The sequence below is a fragment of the Pseudomonas sp. DL genome (assembly GCF_047199225.1).
Taxonomy (GTDB): Bacteria; Pseudomonadota; Gammaproteobacteria; order Pseudomonadales; family Pseudomonadaceae; genus Pseudomonas; species Pseudomonas aeruginosa.
On the sequence record NZ_CP178323.1, the window covers coordinates 2200747 to 2215938 of the forward strand.

The window sequence follows — 15192 nt, forward strand, 5'->3', positions numbered from 1 at the left end:
TACTGGCACGGACGTACGGTCGCTCAAGATCGGTCGTGCTGCGACCGATAGCCTGGAAAGCCACGAGCGAGGATGCCGGCATGCTGCAATGGTTCGCTAACCTGTCGTTCCGCAGGAAAATCGCCCTGCCGATCCTCCTGCTCGCGGTGCTTCTGCTGCTGGTGGGCGCGCTCGGCGTGCATGGCATCGCCCAGCTGAACGAATCCAACCAGCGCCTGGGCAAGCGTTTTCTCCCCGGCATCGCCCTGCTGCTCAACGCCGACCGTGATCTCTACCAGGCCTTCGTCGCCGAGCGCAGCCTGCTCGAGGGCCACCTGAGCGCCGAGCAGATCGCCGGCCTGAGGAACGATCACGCGGAAAACCTGCAGCAGGCCCTGGATCGGGTGCGCCAGTACGCGGCGATGCAGCCGGGCGAGGCGGAACTGGCCAAGGTCGCCGAGTTCGAGCGCGGCTATGCCCTCTGGAGCGCGACCTCGGCGCGGGTGCTGAGCCTGGCGGCCAGCGATCCGAGCGCCGCGGCGCAGCTCAGCTACGGTGACAGCGATCGCCAGTTCGGGGCGATGCGCGAGGTGATCAACCAGCTCGACGAGATGGAAGAGGCGGCCGCGGCCGCTGACGGCGAGGCGTCCTCCGCGCTGGGCGAGCGCCACCGCTGGCAGCAGGTGGCGCTGGTGGCGTTCGGCCTGCTGGTGTGCCTGTCGCTGGTGCTGGTGTTCCCCGGCCTGGTGACCCGTCCGTTGCAGCGTCTGCTGCAACGCCTGGAAGAGATCGCCAACGGCGATGGCGACCTGCGCGTGCGCCTGGAGGTCACTTCGCGCGACGAACCCGGCCGTCTCGGCAGCGCCTTCAACGCCTTCCTCGACAAGTTGCAGCCGCTGATCCGCGAGGTCGGCCGGGTCACCGGCGAGGTCGCCGATTCAGCCGGTTCGCTGGCCGGCATGACCGCCGCCAACGATCGTCTGATCAACAGCGAGCACGCATCGGTGGACCAGGTCAGCACCGCCGCGACGCAGATGAGCAGCGCCGTCCACGAGGTGGCGCGCAATGCCCAGAGCGCCGCGCAGGTGGCCGATGACGCCCGCCGGCAGGCGCGCGAGGGCGCCAACGTGGTGGAAGCGACCATCGAGGTGATCCGCCAGTTGGCGCAGGAAGTGGAGAGCAGTTCCGAGAGCATCCAGCAACTGGCCCAGGAAACCGCCAGCATCGACGCGGTGCTGACGGTGATCAAGGGCATCGCCGAACAGACCAACCTGCTCGCCCTCAACGCCGCCATCGAAGCCGCGCGGGCTGGCGAGCAGGGTCGCGGTTTCGCCGTGGTGGCCGACGAGGTGCGGGCGCTGGCGGCGCGTACCCAGGATTCGACCAAGGACATCCAGGCGCGCATCGAGCGCCTCCAGGCCGGGGTGCAGAACGCCGTGCGGGCCATGCAGTCGGGCAGCCTCAAGGCGCGCGACAGCGTCGAGCGCGCCGCCGGGGTCGACGGCGTGCTGGCCGCCACCGGCGACGCGGTGGGGCGGATCAACGACCTCGCCGCGCAGATCGCCTCGGCCTGCGAGGAGCAGAGCCGGGTAATCGACGAAATCGCCCGCAACATCAGCGAGGTGCGCGAGCTTTCCGCCCAGGCGGCGGAACATTCGGAGCAGGGTACCGGGGCCAGCCGCCGGCTGTCCGAGCTGTCCTCGGAACTGGCGCGGCTGGTCGGCCGTTTCCGCGTCTGAAGCGCCGCCTAGCGCGGCGCCAGCCAGATCGCCACGCCTGCCAGTGCCGCCGGGACCAGGAAGACCAGCAGCAGGATCGGCAGTTCTTCGCGCAAGCCGTAGCCGGCGTGCTGGACGCCGACCCACAGGTTGACCAGCGCGACGGCCAGCCAGGTCGGCAGGAACAGGCCGGCAGCGAGCGCCGGCCCGGCATCCCAGAGTTTGCCGAAGAGCAGGAACAGGCCGAGCAGGACGATGCCGCCGGCGATTACTAGGGTCACGTGCATGAAGGGTTTCCGCAGGCAGGCAGCGACCGCCGTGGCGGCCGCTGCGTGGCTCACTTGGTCGAGAAGCCGCCGTTGATGAGGATGGTCTGGCCGGTGATCCACCAGCCTTCGCTGACCAGGTGGCGGATGAACGGCACCACGTCGTCGATGTCGGTCAGGCCGGTTTTGGAGAACGGCGACAAGGCCGCGGCGTTCTTCAGGTAGTCCACCGCATCGGCACCTTCGGCGGGGTAGAAGAAGGGCGTGTCCATGGGGCCCGGGCCGACCGCGGTGACCGAGATGCCGCGCGCGCCGAACTCCTTGGAAGCGGCACGGGTGAAGTGCTCCACCGGCGCCTTGGTGCCGGCATAGGCGGCGTAGTACGGGGTATAGGCGCCAAGCAGGGAGGTCACCAGGGTGCAGATCTTGCCGTTATCGTTGACGTGCTTGCCGGCTTCGCGCAGGAAGAAGAACGCAGACTTGGAATTGACCGCGCTCATCTCGTCGTATTCGGTCTCGCTGATCTCGGTGATGGGTTTCTTCAGCACCTTGCCGACGGTGTTGATGGCGATGTCCGGCTTGCCCACCGCGGCGATGGCGTCGGCGAACAGCTTTTCCATGGCCGCGGCGCTGGTGAGATCGCCCTGCAGCGCTACCGCCTTGGCTCCGGCTGCCTGCAGCGCGGCGACGGTGGCGTCGGCATCGGCCTTGCTCGCGGCGCTGTTGTAGTGGATGGCGATCGCCTTCGCGCCGTGGGCGGCGAGATCACGGGCGATCAGCCCGCCCAGGTTCTTGGCGCCGCCGGTGATGAGGACGGTCTTGCCTTTGATGGAGTGGTCGACCATGGGGTGTTTCTCCTGCGGTGAGTGGAGAACCCAGTCTAGGGAGGGCGGCCTTGCGGAGTAATCGCGGCGGCCTGGATAGATTGTCCAGAAACGCCGATCAATTCCCGCCTCCGGAGGAGCGCAGCCGCCTGCACGAATCTTCTAGAACCCCGGGACGGGCGCGTTATAGTCGCGGCGATGAAACCAACGAGTGGGAAGACCTGACGCACGATGGGGAGCCGAGACTGGATCGACCTGGCCCGCGACGCCGAGACCGGGATCGAGACCCTGCGCGCCCATTTCGAGGGCCACGCCTACGATCCGCACTGGCACGACAGCTACCTGATCGGCTACACCGAGATCGGCGTGCAGCAATTCAACTGCCGCCGACGCCGACACGACAGCACCGCCGGCCAGGTATTCCTGGTCGAACCGGGGGAGATCCACGACGGTCGCGCGCCGATCGCCGGCGGCTTCACCTACTCGATGCTGTACCTGCAGCCGGACTGGCTGCGGCGCGAACTGCGGGCGACCTTCGACGATGCGCCCAGCGACCGCGACCCCGGCTTCCACGCCAACCTCACCGAAGACCCGCGCCTGACCCTGGCCATCGCCCAGGCCTTCCGCGTCCTGCATGGCCGCGAGCTGCGACTGCTGCGGCAGACCGCCCTGGAGCTGGTGCTGGAGCGGCTGCGCGTGCACCTCGGCTGGCGCGAGGCGAAGCCATTCGATCCGCGCCTGCCGCTGGTGGCGCAGAAAGCCCGCGACTACCTGCATGCGCACTTCTACGAGGACATCGGCCTGGACGAGCTGGCCAGCGCCTGCGGCACCGACCGCTTCCGCCTGAACCGTGCATTCAAGGCCGCCTACGGCTTGCCACCCTACGCCTACCTGGTCCAGTTGCGCCTGGCCAAGGCGCGGCAGATGCTCGCTGTCGGCGGGCAACCGGCGGACCTCGCCAGCGCTCTCGGTTTCGCCGACCAGAGCCATCTCGGCCGCTGGTTCCGGCGCGCCTACGGGATGACCCCGGCGGCCTACCGCCGGCAGTGCACCCAGCTTCCAGACTGAGGCCCGGCGCGTCGCCAGGATGAAGGCTCCCCCGCCACAGGAGCCCGTCCATGCAATCCCTCGTGCCCTTCCTGCTGTTCGCCGTCGTCGCCTCGATCACCCCCGGACCGACCAACATCCTGGTCCTGAGCAACAGCCAGCGCCACGGCCTGGCCGCCGCCTGGCCGATCGTGCTCGGCGCCTGCGCGGCGGTGGCGGCGCTGATCCTGCTGCTCGGGCTCGGCCTGGGCGAGTTGCTGCGACGCCATCCGCTGCTCCAGCAGGGGCTCGCCTGGCTCGGCGTCGGCTGGCTCAGCTACCTGGCCTGGAGCCTGTTCCGCAGCGCGGGCGGCATCGACGGCGCGGAGCCGCCGCGGCGCCTCGGCGTGCTCGGCGGCGCGGCGTTGCAACTGGTCAATCCCAAGGCCTGGATGATGGCCCTCGCCGCGCTGGCACTGTTCGCCGGGGAAGGCGCCGGACAGGCCGGGCGGATCGGCCTGCTGGCATTGCTGTTCTTCCTGGTTTCGCTGCCGTGCCTGGCCAGTTGGGCCTTGCTCGGCGTCGGCAGCGCGCGGCTGCTGCGCTCGCCGTCGCTGATGAAACGCTTCAACCAAGGCATGGCGCTGTTGTTGCTGGCATCGGCCTGGGCCGCCCTGCTGCTCTGAGGCGGTCCGGTAGCTTCCTGACAAACCTGTGGGTTGGTACGCCGGGCCCGGGTTGGCTATGGTGGGACGATCCGTAGCCATGGCGCGGTCGCCGTCAGCACGCCGCGCAAGGAACCTCCATGTTGAAACCCGACATCACTGCCTTCTTCGACCCGGCCACCTCCACCTACAGCTACGTGGTGCGCGACCCGTCCAGCCGCGCCTGCGCCATCGTCGACCCGGTGCTCGACTACGACCCGGCCGCCGGGCGCACCAGCCATGCCAGCGCCGAACGCCTGATCGCCCATGTTCGCCAGCACGACCTGCAGGTGGAATGGCTGCTGGAGACCCACGTGCACGCCGACCACCTGTCGGCGGCCATCTTCCTGCAGCGCGAACTGGGCGGGTGCCTGGCCATCGGCGCGCGAATCACCCAGGTGCAGGCGAAATTCTCCGGCCTGTTCAACCTCGGCGAGGCGTTCCCGGTGGACGGCCGCCAGTTCGAGCACCTGTTCGAGGACGGCGAGTCGTTCCGCATCGGCGCCCTGGAATGCCGCGCGCTGCATACCCCGGGGCATACCCCGGCGTGCATGACCTACCTGGTCGGCGACAGCGCCTTCGTCGGCGATACCCTGTTCATGCCCGACTACGGCACCGCCCGCTGCGATTTTCCCGGCGGCGACGCGCGCCAGCTGTATCGCTCGATCCAGCGCCTGTTCGCGCTACCCGACGCGACCCGCCTGTTCATGTGCCACGACTACACGGCTCCCGGCCGCGACGAGCACCGCTGCGAAACCAGCGTCGGCGAGCAGCGCCGGCACAACGTGCACGTCCGCGAAGGCGTCGACGAGGAGGCGTTCGTCGCCATGCGCCAGCAGCGCGATGCCACCCTCGGCATGCCGACCCTGATGCTGCCGGCGATCCAGGTCAACATGCGCGGCGGCAACCTGCCGCCGGTGGAAGGCAACGGGGTGCGTTACCTGAAGATCCCGCTGGATCTGTTCTGATCAGCTGCGGCGACGTAGCAGGAGAATGAAGAACAGCCCACCGATGGCCGCGGTGGCGATGCCGATGGGCAGGTCCTGGGGGGCGATCAGGGTGCGCGCGGCGACATCCATCCAGACCAGGAACAGCGCGCCGAGCAGGGCGCACACCGGCAGCAGCCGGCGGTGCTCGGCGCCCACCAGCAGGCGCGCGGCGTGCGGCAGCATGAGTCCGACGAAGCCGATGGCGCCGCTCACCGAGACCAGCACGCCGGTCAGCAGCGAGCAGCAGATGAAGACCCACAGGCGTACGCGGCGGGCGTCCAGGCCGAGGGTCACGGCGGTCTGTTCGCCGGCCATCAGCGCGTTCAGCGCACGGCCCAGCCCGAGCAGCACCAGCAGGCAGCCGGCCACGCACAGCGCCGGCAGCCAGATCAGCGACCAGCGCGCCAGGCCGAGGCCGCCGAGCATCCAGAACAGCACCGAGGAGGCGGCGCGGTGGTCGCCGAGGAACAGCAGCAGGTTGGCCAGCGCCAGGAGCACGAAGGACACCGCGACCCCCGCCAGCAACAGCCGGTCGCTGCCCAGGCGGCCGCCGCGACTGGCCACGCCGAGCACCAGCAGCATGCTGCCGAGGGCGCCGAGGAAGGCCGCCAGCGGCAGGGTCAGCAGGCCGATCACCTCGCCGATGTAGAGCACCACCAACACCGCGCCGAGGGTCGCGCCGGAGGTGGCGCCGAGCAGGTGCGGATCGGCCAGCGGATTGCGCGTGACCGCCTGCAGCGCCGCTCCCACCAGCGCCAGGCCGGCGCCGACGCAGGCACCGAGCAGTACCCGCGGGGCGCGGATCAGCCAGACGATGTGCTCCTGGCCGGCGCTCCAGGCACCGGCCTCCGCCGCCACGCCGAACAGGCGCTGGAGGACGATGCGGCCGACCAGGCCGCTGTCCAGTCGCGCCGGACCGAAGCCGAGGGCGACCACGCAGGACAGGCCGAGCAACATGACCAGGCCGCCCAGCAACAGGCAATAGGCGCGAGGGCTGCGGAACAGGGTCATGGACGTGGCGCCCGAGGGTGGAGGCCGGCGACCAGGGTTTCTATCGCCGCGGCGTTGCCGATGCCTGGCGTGGCCTGGTTATAGGGCAGGACGATGAAGCGTCGCTCGCGGATCGCGGTCAGGCTGCGCAGCGCCGGGTTCTCTTCGAGGAAGCGCTGCTTCTGCGCGGCGCTGGTCTCGCCGTAGTCGACGATGATGATGACCTGCGGATCGCGGGCGACCACGCTTTCCCAGTTGACCTGGGTCCAGCTGGCCGCCACGTCGTCGGTCACGCTGCGACCGCCGGCGGCCTCGATCAGCGCCTGCGGCATGCCCAGGCGGCCAGAGGTGAAGGGGCGGTCCTCGCCGCTGTCGTAGAGGAACACCCGCGGCGCCTCGGCGTTCGCCGGGATGCCGGCGCGGGCGCGCTCGATGCGTGCCTGGAGGCTGGCGACCAGGCGCTCGGCGCGCGGTTCGACGTCGAAGATCCGTCCCAGGTTGCGCAGGTCGCGGTACAGCTCGTCGAGGCTGGCGCGGCGCGGCTCGCCGATCTGCGCGCAGGATTCGCTCAGCTCGTAGACCTTCACCCCCAGCGGCTCCAGGCTGGCCGGAGTGAGGTCGCCGCCGACGCGCATGCCGTAGCCCCAACCGGCGAAGAAGAAGTCGGCGTCGACATCGAGCAGGGTTTCCGCCGTGGGGTAGCGCGCCACCAGCTCGGGCAGCGGCTTGAGCGCGGCGATCAATCCGGGATCGGCATTCTTCCACCAGCCGCTGATGCCGGTATAGCCGACCATGCGCGTCTGCAGACCGAGGGCGACCATCATCTCGGTGAGGTTGATGTCGTGGCTGACCGCGCGCGACGGCGCGCGCTCGAACGTCACTTCGCGCTCGCAGCTGCGCACGCTGAGCGGGTAGCGCTCGGCCAGCGCGGCATCGGCGCAGGCGAGCAGGGCGCCGAGCAGCAGGTGGTGCAGGATCGGGTGCTTCATGCTTGGGTAATCCAGGTCAGGCGCGGGTGGTCGGCGAGGGGGTGGCGGTCGACCAGGGCGCGGACGCCGAACACCCGCCACAGCAGGTCGGCGTCGAGCACCTCGGTCGGCGTGCCCTGGGCGACGATGCGGCCGCCGTCGAGCACGTAGAGGCGGTCGCAGAAGGCCGCCGCCAGGTTGAGGTCGTGGAAGCTCGCCAGGGTGCTCAGGCCGAGGCTGCGCAGCAGGCGCAGAAGCTCCAGCTGGTAGCGCGGGTCGAGGTGGTTGGTCGGTTCGTCGAGGATCAGCAGGCGCGGCTCCTGAACCAGCGCGCGAGCCAGCAGGGCGCGCTGCTTCTCGCCACCGGAGAGGCTGGCGAAGGGGCTCGCGGCACGCCCTTCGAGACCGACCTGGAGCAGCGCCTGGCGGACCCGCTGGCGGTCGTCCGCGCCGTGGCCGTCGAACAGGCCCTTGTGCGGCGTGCGGCCCATGGCGACCACGTCCTCGACGGCAAGGCCGAAGTCCTCGGGGAACTCCTGCAACACCACCGCGATACGCCGGGCGGCCCAGCGCGGCGGCTGGCGCCAGAGGTCGTCGCCGTCGAGCACCACCCGGCCGCGCTGCGGTCGCGCATAGCGGAAGGCGCAGCGCAGCAGGCTGGTCTTGCCGCTGCCGTTGGGGCCGATCAGGCCGACGAAACTGCCGGCCGGGACTTCCAGATGCACGCCGCGCAGCAACTCGGTGGAGGCGTCGGGCGACCAGTGCAGGGCATCGAGGTGAAGGGACGACATGGCTACTCGCAGGTCCGGTGGTTCAGCAGAGACGATTGCCGCGGCGCCGGCTTCAGAAACTGAAGTCGGCGGTGACGTTGAACGAGCGCGGCTGGCCCATGATCCATTGCTGGCCGTTGTTGTTGTCAGCCAGGGCGTACTGGCGGTCGAACAGGTTGTACAGCTCAAGGCCGAGGGTCAGGTCCGGCCGTACCCGCCAGCCCAGGTTGGCGTCGACCACCGTGTAGCCGGGCAGGCTGGCCTGGTTGGCGGCGTCGGCGTAGCGCCGGTCGACGTAGCGCAGCCCGGCGCCGACGCGCAGGGTCTCGGCGAAGGACTTGTCCAGCCAGAGGTTGGCGGTGCGCCGTGGCACGTTCCTGGGGCGGTTGCCGTTGCGCGAGTAGGTCTGTCCGTCGATCGTTTCGTCGAAGTCGTCGTATTCGGCACGCACCAGCGCGGCGTTCGCCGACAGCCGCCAGTCCTGGGCCAGGTTCAGTTCCAGGCTGGCCTCCAGGCCGTCCGAACTCTGCTGGCCGACCTGCTGCGCGTCGTGCGGCGGCAGCGGGCTGGCGCTGAGCAGCTTCTTCTTGACGATATGGTAGGCGGCCAGGGTCCATTCGCCGCGACCGTCCGGGAACAGCTGCTTGAGGCCGACCTCGGTCTGCTTCGAGTGGGTCAGGTCCATCTGCTGCTGGGCCGCGTTGAGGGTGATCAGGTTGCTCACACCGTCCTCGCTGGTGGAGTACTGGCCGTACAGCGACAGTTCCGGGGTCAGCGCGAAGACCATCCCGGCGCGCCAGTTGCCGCCCTGCAGGCTGCGGTCGCTGCGGGTGCCGGCGCGCAGGTCGTCGCGGTCGATATGGTTCTGGTCGCGGCGCACCCCGGTCACCAGCGACAGGCGCTCGTTGAGCTGCAGGCGGTTCTCGGCGAACAGGGCGAAGGTGCGGGTCTGGCTGCGCGAGTGCGGCCGGTAGGGCGAGCGGCTTTCGAAGTAGCCGGGCGCGGGATGCCAGGGGTCGATGTAGTCGCCGCCGACATCGGTATAGGGCGAGTTGTTGCTCAGGCGGAAGCGGATGCGGTTGTACTCGGCGCCGACCAGGGTGCGGCTGTCGAGGCCGAACAGGGCGTGCTGGAAGGCGAAGGTCTGGCGGTCGCCGATCTGCTCCTGCTCGTGGCTGATGCGCAGGTAGTCCCTGCGCAACAGCTCTTCGCGCGGGACGTCCCATTCGTAGGTTTCGGCGTTGCGCCAGTGGCGGCGGGCCTTGATGTAGTACAACTGGTTGCTCGCGGTGACGCTGTCGGAAAGGCTCCAGTCGCTGGTCAGGCGGGTCCACTGGTCGTTGTAGCGCTGCACGTCGTTGCGCACGTTGTAGTTCTTCTCGCGCAGGCGCTTGTGGTACTTGCCGCCGACCAGCGGGGTGCCGAAGTCGTTCATCGGCTCCTGGTCGCCATAGTCGTGGGCGAGGGTGAAGGCCAGATCGTCGCTGGCCTGCCAGCGCAGCGCCGCGCTGATGCCCAGGTTGCGCGAGTCGCCACGGTCGATCCAGCCGTGGCTCTGCTGCTGGTTCAGGTTGAGCCGGTAGCTGAGGCTGTCGGTCAGCGAGCCGCCGCTGTCCAGGGCCAACTGGCGGTTGTCGTAGGAGCCGTAGCCGAGGCGCAGGTGGTTGCGGATCTCGCCGGCGAAAGGCTTCTTCGGCACCACGTTGATCACCGCGCCGGTGGCGCCTTCGCCGTACAGCACCGAGGCCGGGCCGCGGATCACGTCGATGCGCTCGACCATCCACGGATCGCTGGGGAAGTTCACCGTGCCCATGCCGGTGTACAGGCGCGTGCCGTCGAACAGTTGCATCACCGATGCATGGCCGCTGAAGCCGCGCGCCGAGAGGCCGGTACCGCCATCTCCGGGGGTGCCGATGAAGCTGATGCCGGGGCTGCGGGTAACGGCGGCCTGGACGCTGGGGTTGTTGCGTCGGCGAACTTCCTCGCCGCTGATGCTGCTGGTGCTCGCCGGGGTGTCCAGGGCGCTGAGGCCCAGGCGCGAACCGGCACTGACCGGAGTGGCGAGGTCGATGTGGTCGAGTTCGGCGGGATCCTGGCGAACGCTGACCAACTGGCTGGGCAGGGCGAGGGCGGCTTCCTCGGTTTCGGCGAGGGCGGGCGGTACCAGCAGCAGGCTGGTGGAGAGGCCGAGGGCGAAAGGCTCGGTGCGCAAACGGCTGAAGCGGGGCATGGGCGTTCCATCTCATGACCGGGCAGGACGGAACGCGCAGGAAATCGCAGGCGCGACAGCGCCTCGAACAACCGGCTCGCTCCCGCCCACCGCGGGTGTGCCAACAGGGCGTTGCAGGCCGGTCTCCGGGCTTGCGAGGGTCGTGAAATCCTCGCCTTCCCATGCTGGAGCACAGTGGCCTGAAGAGGATTTCGCTCGCTTACCGTTGCGGGGGCAGCGCCGGACTGATCACCGAAGTGACGCACCGGCTTCCCGTTTCACCTCCTGCGCGGCGGCAGGAGGCACCTGGAACGGGCCGGATGGGAACATCCGCACCGTTTCCAGTCAAGCCTTGAACGATCTGGATTGAATAAAATGTTATACTATAACAATTCGCTTGTGCAGTCTTTCTTCGCGGACCCCACGCCCTGGCGCAGCTTCCCGGGTCATCACATTTTCTTCACGCCGGCCTGCTATGCTGCCGGCCTTCCTTGGGGAGTAGCCTGCCGTCACCCGTTGACGGCGCGCTGGTCAACATTCTTGGCAACCTGCCATGGCCAGCGCATCCAACCGGATTGGTGAGACCAACGACATTCCTGCGCCGAAGCCGGGCCGCGGGGTCATGTCGTTGACTCATGCCCGGCTGGAGTATCCGCGTGAATCCCGTTTCCCTGATCTTCCTCGCCTTCGCCATGTCCACCGATGCCTTCGCCGCGGCCATCGGCAAGGGCTCCAGCCTGGATCGGCCGCGCCTGTCGGAGGCGCTGCGCACCGGGATAATCTTCGGCGTGATCGAGGCCATCACCCCTCTGGTCGGCTGGCTGCTTGGCCAGGCCGCCAGCCAGTTCGTCGCCGACTGGGATCACTGGATCGCCTTCGTCCTGCTGGTGCTGCTCGGCCTGCACATGATCCACAACGGCCTGCGCGCGGATCATGCGACGGAACAGGAAAAGCCCGGCCAGCATTCGTTCTGGATTCTCGCGGTGACGGCGCTGGCCACCAGCATCGACGCGCTGGCGGTGGGCGTCGGCCTGGCCTTCGTCGACGTCAACATCTTCCTCGCCGCCGGTGCCATCGGCCTGGCCACCATGACCATGGTCACCCTCGGCACCATGCTCGGCCGGGCGCTCGGCGCGGTGACCGGCAAGCGCGCGGAGATGGTCGGCGGGGTGGTGCTGATCCTGGTCGGCGCGACCATTCTCTACGAGCATCTCAGCGCGGCGTGAGCGGCGCCGGAGATGGAGGCGGGACAGGTCGCGGCGAGTGGGTGGGCGTTCGCTTCAGGCGCTTTCCCAATCGCGGATCGCCGTCAGCAGCGCCTCGCCGTCGGCGAACTCGCGGTCCGCCGGCGGCAGCGCCGGACGCGCCAGGACCAGCACCGGCAGGCCCATTTCCCGCGCCACCTGGAGCTTCGGCTCGGTGGCCTGGCTACCGCTGTTCTTGCTCACCAGCACGTCGCAGGCGAGGCGCTCGAACAACGCCCGTTCGCCATCCAGGCTGAACGGCCCGCGCGCGCCGATCACCTCGGCGCGCGGCGCGGCCGGCTGGCCTTGCAGGCAGCGCACGGTCCAGTGCTGGTGCGGCGGGACCTGGCCGAGATGCTCCAGCGGTTCGCGGCCGAGGGTGAACAGCGGACGGCGGAAGGGTGCGAGGGCGGCGATAAGCTCGCGCCAGTCGGCTACCTCGCGCCAGTCGTCGCCGGGCCCGGCCTGCCAGCCGGGCCGGCGCAGCGCCCAGCAGGGCACTCCGGCCAGTCGCGCGGCGCGCACGGCGTTCTGGCTGATCCGTGCGGCGTAGGGGTGGGTGGCGTCCACCAGCAGGTCGAAGCCCTGCTCGTCGATGAACGCCGCCAGCCCTTCGGCGCCGCCGTAGCCGCCGACCCGGACCCGGCAGGCCAGGTCGCCGGGCACCTTGCCCAGCCCGGCGAGGCTGTAGAGATGCGCCGGACCGAGCCGGCGGGCGAGGGCCAGGGCCTCACCGATCCCGCCGAGCAGCAACAGGCGCTTCATCGGCGCTCCTCGCAGGCCTGGCCGACCAGGTTGCCCTGGCGGTCGATGGCGAAGACTTCCAGCGCCACCTCGGTGGGCACGATGCCGCGGGCGAAGCGCAGGGCGTGGGCGCAGACCGCATCGCCCAGGGCCACGCCTTCGGCGTGTGCCTGGGCCAGCGCCTGCTGGCTGGTGTTGGCGGCGCGCATGCTGTCCTGTAGCGCGGTGCTGGCACCGAGCGCGGCGGCCCAGCCGGCCAATTGCGGCAGGTCGATGCTGGAATGGCGGCTGTGCAGGTCGAGGTGGCCGCCGGCGAGCTTGCTGATCTTGCCGAAGCCGCCGCACAGGCTGAGCTTTTCCACCGGCGCCCTGCGCAGGTGCTTGAGCACCGCGCCGGCGAAGTCGCCCATCTCGATCAGGGCGATCTCCGGCAGCGCATAGCGCCGGCGCATGGCGTCCTCGCTGGCGTTGCCGGTACAGGCGGCGATGTGACGGACGCCGTTGGCGCGAGCGACATCGATGCCCTGATGGATCGAGGCGATATAGGCCGAGCAGGAGAACGGCCGGACGATGCCGCTGGTGCCGAGGATCGACAGCCCGCCGAGGATGCCCAGGCGCGGGTTCATGGTCTTCAGCGCCAGCTCGGCGCCGCCCTCCACGCCGATGGCGACCTCGAAGCCGCCGGCGTAGCCCCGTTCGGCGGCGAGCTGGGCGAGGTGGCGTTCGATCATCTGTCGCGGCACCGGATTGATCGCCGGCTCGCCGACCGCCAGGGTCAGCCCCGGGCGGGTCACCGTACCGACCCCGGGGCCGGCATGGAAGCGCACGCCAGGCTCGGCGCTCAGGCGCACCCGGGCGAACACCAGGGCGCCATGGGTGACGTCGGGATCGTCGCCGGCATCCTTGAGGGTGCCGGCTTCCGCGCCGTTTTCCCAGGCGCGGCAGAATTCCAGGCGCATCAGCACCTGCTGGCCCTTGGGCAGGACGATCTGCACCGCGTCGCTGATCGTGCCGCCCAGCAGCAGGCGCGCCGCCGCCAGGCTGGTGGCGGTGGCGCAACTGCCGGTGGTGTAGCCGCTGCGCAACGGCGCGGGCTGCTCGGGGGTTTCCTCACGCATCGCGGGGAGGCTTCCTGGCGGCGGGCTTGCGCAATTCCAGCAGGGTGATCGGCAAGGCCTGGCGCCAGGTGTCGAAACCGCCCAGCGGTCGCGCGTGGGCGACGCCGAGGCGGGTGAGGTCGCCACCCAGGCGTTGCTGCCAGTCGAGCAGCACCCGTTCGCTCTGCAGGGTGACCGCGTTGGCGAGCAGGCGGCCGCCGGGCCGCAGGCGCTCCCAGCAGGTTTCCAGCACGCCCTCGGCGGTGACCCCGCCGCCGATGAAGATGGCGTCCGGCTCGGGCAGTTCCAGCAGCGCCTCCGGGGCGCTGCCGGCGACCAGGTGTAGGGTCGGTACGCCGAGGGCGTCGCGGTTGTGGCGGATATGTTCCTGGCGCTCGTCGTTGGCTTCGATGGCGATCGCCCGGCAACTGGGGTGCGCGCGCATCCATTCGATGCCGATGGAGCCGCAACCGGCGCCGACGTCCCAGAGCAGCTCGCCGGGGCAGGGCGCCAGGTGCGCCAGGGTCACGGCGCGGACGTCGCGCTTGGTCAACTGGCCGTCGTGGCGATAGGCTTCGTCGGCCAGGCCCGGGGTCAGCGGCAGGCGCACGGCGCCGGCGCCGGCGCGGCATTCCACCGCCACCAGGTTGAGATCGGCGGCGCGCGGCAGCGACCAGTCGCCGGCGAGGCCGTCGAGACGGCGCTCGAGCGGCCCGCCGAGGTGTTCCAGCACGCTCAGGCGACTGGCGCCGAAGCCACGGGCGTTCAACAGGCGGGCGATGGCGGCCGGGCTGTCGCCGTCGTTGCTGAGGACCAGCAGGCGCCGGCCGTCGTGGACCTGTGCCTGCAGCGCTGCCAGCGGGCGCGCCACCAGCGACAGGCAGGCGACCTCCTGCAGGGCCCAGCCGAGGCGGGCGGCGGCCAGCGAGAGGGAGGAGGGCGCCGGCAGGACCCGCAGTTCGGTCGCCGGCAGTTGCCGGGCGAGACTGGCGCCGACGCCGAACAGCATCGGGTCGCCGCTGGCCAGCACGCAGGTCGGCTGGCCGCGCCGGGCCAGCAATGGTTCCAGGGAGAACGGCGTCGGCCAGGTTTCGCGGGCGGCGCCGATGCACGGCGGCAGCAGTTCCAGCTGGCGCGCCGCGCCGACGATCCGGCTGGCTTGCAGCAGGGCACGCCGGGCCTGCTTGCCGAGGCCGGGATAACCGTCCTCGCCGATGCCCACCAGGGTCAGCCAGGGCGGCGTCGAGTCTGCCGATGACACGGTTCCGATACTCCTGAAATGCGTCTGTGAAGGGCCCGCGACGGCTTCCGGACGGAATGGGTTTTCCCGGCCCCGGGCTGGGCGGCATAATAGCGCGTTCGTCGGTGCCCGGCCCTTTCGCGTTAGCGCGGGGCCAACGAGGGCCGAAGAGGGAACACGGAGCCACGGTCTTTTCGAAGCCCGGGCCTAGCCGTGGCTGCCCCCGCAACTGTATGCAGCCTGTATTCGCGCCATTCGCCACTGGATTACCGGGAAGGCGGCGCGAAGCGGAGGTTCCTCCCCCGGGTGGAACGCCGGGCTGCGAGCCAGGAGACCTGCCGCCGAAACCAGTCGCGAGTGCCAACATCGGGCGGGGTGTACCGATGCCGTGGTCTGTCCCTGGGGGACAGCGGTGCGGTCGCCG

At 70.0% G+C, this 15192-nt stretch carries 14 protein-coding genes and 3 riboswitches; of the genes, 5 read left to right on the forward strand and 9 right to left on the reverse strand.

The genetic code is table 11. The annotated features are described in order from the left end of the window. Positions 1 to 80: 80 nt before the first annotated feature. A complete protein-coding gene (locus tag ACI766_RS10320; RefSeq protein ID WP_003114016.1) occupies positions 81 to 1718 on the forward strand; it encodes a methyl-accepting chemotaxis protein in 1638 nt (545 codons plus the stop codon). Between the two features lie 8 nt (positions 1719 to 1726). Here ACI766_RS10320 and ACI766_RS10325 read toward each other — a convergent pair whose 3' ends face one another. Then, positions 1727 to 1984 (reverse strand): hypothetical protein, encoded by a 258-nt coding sequence (locus ACI766_RS10325; protein ID WP_003101434.1) that lies wholly within the window; start codon positions 1982 to 1984, stop codon positions 1727 to 1729. Positions 1985 to 2034: 50 nt separating this feature from the next. Next, on the reverse strand, positions 2035 to 2808 hold the full coding sequence (locus ACI766_RS10330; RefSeq protein ID WP_003101432.1) for an SDR family oxidoreductase: 774 nt from the start codon (positions 2806 to 2808) through the stop codon (positions 2035 to 2037). A 210-nt stretch (positions 2809 to 3018) separates the two neighbouring features. Between ACI766_RS10330 and ACI766_RS10335 the strand changes: the two genes are divergently transcribed. The 3 genes from ACI766_RS10335 to ACI766_RS10345 all read left to right on the forward strand — a co-directional run bounded on the left by ACI766_RS10335 (position 3019) and on the right by ACI766_RS10345 (position 5485). After that, a complete protein-coding gene (locus ACI766_RS10335; protein WP_003160598.1) occupies positions 3019 to 3855 on the forward strand; it encodes an AraC family transcriptional regulator in 837 nt (278 codons plus the stop codon). 50 nt (positions 3856 to 3905) lie between these two features. Continuing rightward, positions 3906 to 4499 (forward strand): LysE family translocator, encoded by a 594-nt coding sequence (locus ACI766_RS10340; RefSeq protein ID WP_003114018.1) that lies wholly within the window; start codon positions 3906 to 3908, stop codon positions 4497 to 4499. A gap of 119 nt (positions 4500 to 4618) precedes the next feature. Next, complete coding sequence (locus tag ACI766_RS10345) at positions 4619 to 5485, forward strand: MBL fold metallo-hydrolase (protein ID WP_003101427.1); 867 nt, start codon at positions 4619 to 4621, stop codon at positions 5483 to 5485. Here the strand turns inward: ACI766_RS10345 and ACI766_RS10350 are convergent, their stop codons facing one another. Genes ACI766_RS10350 through ACI766_RS10365 form a run of 4 tightly spaced genes read right to left on the reverse strand, consistent with a single transcriptional unit; the run spans position 5486 to position 10464 of the window. Continuing rightward, positions 5486 to 6517, reverse strand: a complete 1032-nt coding sequence (locus tag ACI766_RS10350) for a FecCD family ABC transporter permease (protein ID WP_034022724.1) — start codon at positions 6515 to 6517, stop codon at positions 5486 to 5488. Then, positions 6514 to 7485, reverse strand: a complete 972-nt coding sequence (locus tag ACI766_RS10355) for an ABC transporter substrate-binding protein (protein ID WP_023109850.1) — start codon at positions 7483 to 7485, stop codon at positions 6514 to 6516. The genes ACI766_RS10350 and ACI766_RS10355 overlap by 4 nt, the downstream gene beginning before the upstream one ends. Further along, on the reverse strand, positions 7482 to 8255 hold the full coding sequence (locus tag ACI766_RS10360) for an ABC transporter ATP-binding protein (protein WP_003101422.1): 774 nt from the start codon (positions 8253 to 8255) through the stop codon (positions 7482 to 7484). Before ACI766_RS10360 ends, ACI766_RS10355 begins: the two co-directional genes overlap by 4 nt. Positions 8256 to 8307: 52 nt before the next feature. Further along, complete coding sequence (locus ACI766_RS10365) at positions 8308 to 10464, reverse strand: TonB-dependent receptor (RefSeq protein WP_087823890.1); 2157 nt, start codon at positions 10462 to 10464, stop codon at positions 8308 to 8310. A gap of 98 nt (positions 10465 to 10562) precedes the next feature. Then, positions 10563 to 10768: riboswitch (cobalamin riboswitch) on the reverse strand. A gap of 156 nt (positions 10769 to 10924) precedes the next feature. Then, a riboswitch (yybP-ykoY riboswitch) is annotated at positions 10925 to 11090 on the forward strand. Between the two features lie 9 nt (positions 11091 to 11099). On the opposite strand from ACI766_RS10365, the gene mntP reads away from it, so the two are divergent. Further along, positions 11100 to 11669 (forward strand): manganese efflux pump MntP, encoded by a 570-nt coding sequence (mntP, locus tag ACI766_RS10370; RefSeq protein WP_003091017.1) that lies wholly within the window; start codon positions 11100 to 11102, stop codon positions 11667 to 11669. Between the two features lie 54 nt (positions 11670 to 11723). Here mntP and ACI766_RS10375 read toward each other — a convergent pair whose 3' ends face one another. From ACI766_RS10375 to ACI766_RS10385, 3 genes are read right to left on the reverse strand one after another with little or no spacing between them, the layout of a single operon-like run. Next, positions 11724 to 12452 carry a cobalt-precorrin-6A reductase gene (locus ACI766_RS10375; protein WP_003160595.1) on the reverse strand — a complete coding sequence of 243 codons (729 nt, stop codon included), beginning with the start codon at positions 12450 to 12452 and terminating at the stop codon, positions 11724 to 11726. Continuing rightward, positions 12449 to 13549 (reverse strand): cobalt-precorrin-5B (C(1))-methyltransferase, encoded by a 1101-nt coding sequence (locus tag ACI766_RS10380; protein ID WP_003114022.1) that lies wholly within the window; start codon positions 13547 to 13549, stop codon positions 12449 to 12451. Before ACI766_RS10380 ends, ACI766_RS10375 begins: the two co-directional genes overlap by 4 nt. Next, entirely contained in the window at positions 13542 to 14789 is a 1248-nt protein-coding gene (locus ACI766_RS10385) for a bifunctional cobalt-precorrin-7 (C(5))-methyltransferase/cobalt-precorrin-6B (C(15))-methyltransferase (protein ID WP_023085379.1), read from the reverse strand. Before ACI766_RS10385 ends, ACI766_RS10380 begins: the two co-directional genes overlap by 8 nt. 85 nt (positions 14790 to 14874) lie before the next feature. Next, positions 14875 to 15126: riboswitch (cobalamin riboswitch) on the forward strand. The last annotated feature ends 66 nt before the right edge of the window (positions 15127 to 15192 follow it).

Bases quoted from the DNA above. Each gene is read 5' to 3' on its own strand.
- ACI766_RS10320 (WP_003114016.1), top strand. From the start codon at position 81: ATGCTGCAATGGTTCGCTAACCTGTCGTTCCGCAGGAAAATCGCCCTG.
- ACI766_RS10325 (WP_003101434.1), bottom strand. From the start codon at position 1,984: ATGCACGTGACCCTAGTAATCGCCGGCGGCATCGTCCTGCTCGGCCTG.
- ACI766_RS10330 (WP_003101432.1), bottom strand. From the start codon at position 2,808: ATGGTCGACCACTCCATCAAAGGCAAGACCGTCCTCATCACCGGCGGC.
- ACI766_RS10335 (WP_003160598.1), top strand. From the start codon at position 3,019: ATGGGGAGCCGAGACTGGATCGACCTGGCCCGCGACGCCGAGACCGGG.
- ACI766_RS10340 (WP_003114018.1), top strand. From the start codon at position 3,906: ATGCAATCCCTCGTGCCCTTCCTGCTGTTCGCCGTCGTCGCCTCGATC.
- ACI766_RS10345 (WP_003101427.1), top strand. From the start codon at position 4,619: ATGTTGAAACCCGACATCACTGCCTTCTTCGACCCGGCCACCTCCACC.
- ACI766_RS10350 (WP_034022724.1), bottom strand. From the start codon at position 6,517: ATGACCCTGTTCCGCAGCCCTCGCGCCTATTGCCTGTTGCTGGGCGGC.
- ACI766_RS10355 (WP_023109850.1), bottom strand. From the start codon at position 7,485: ATGAAGCACCCGATCCTGCACCACCTGCTGCTCGGCGCCCTGCTCGCC.
- ACI766_RS10360 (WP_003101422.1), bottom strand. From the start codon at position 8,255: ATGTCGTCCCTTCACCTCGATGCCCTGCACTGGTCGCCCGACGCCTCC.
- ACI766_RS10365 (WP_087823890.1), bottom strand. From the start codon at position 10,464: ATGCCCCGCTTCAGCCGTTTGCGCACCGAGCCTTTCGCCCTCGGCCTC.
- ACI766_RS10375 (WP_003160595.1), bottom strand. From the start codon at position 12,452: ATGAAGCGCCTGTTGCTGCTCGGCGGGATCGGTGAGGCCCTGGCCCTC.
- ACI766_RS10380 (WP_003114022.1), bottom strand. From the start codon at position 13,549: ATGCGTGAGGAAACCCCCGAGCAGCCCGCGCCGTTGCGCAGCGGCTAC.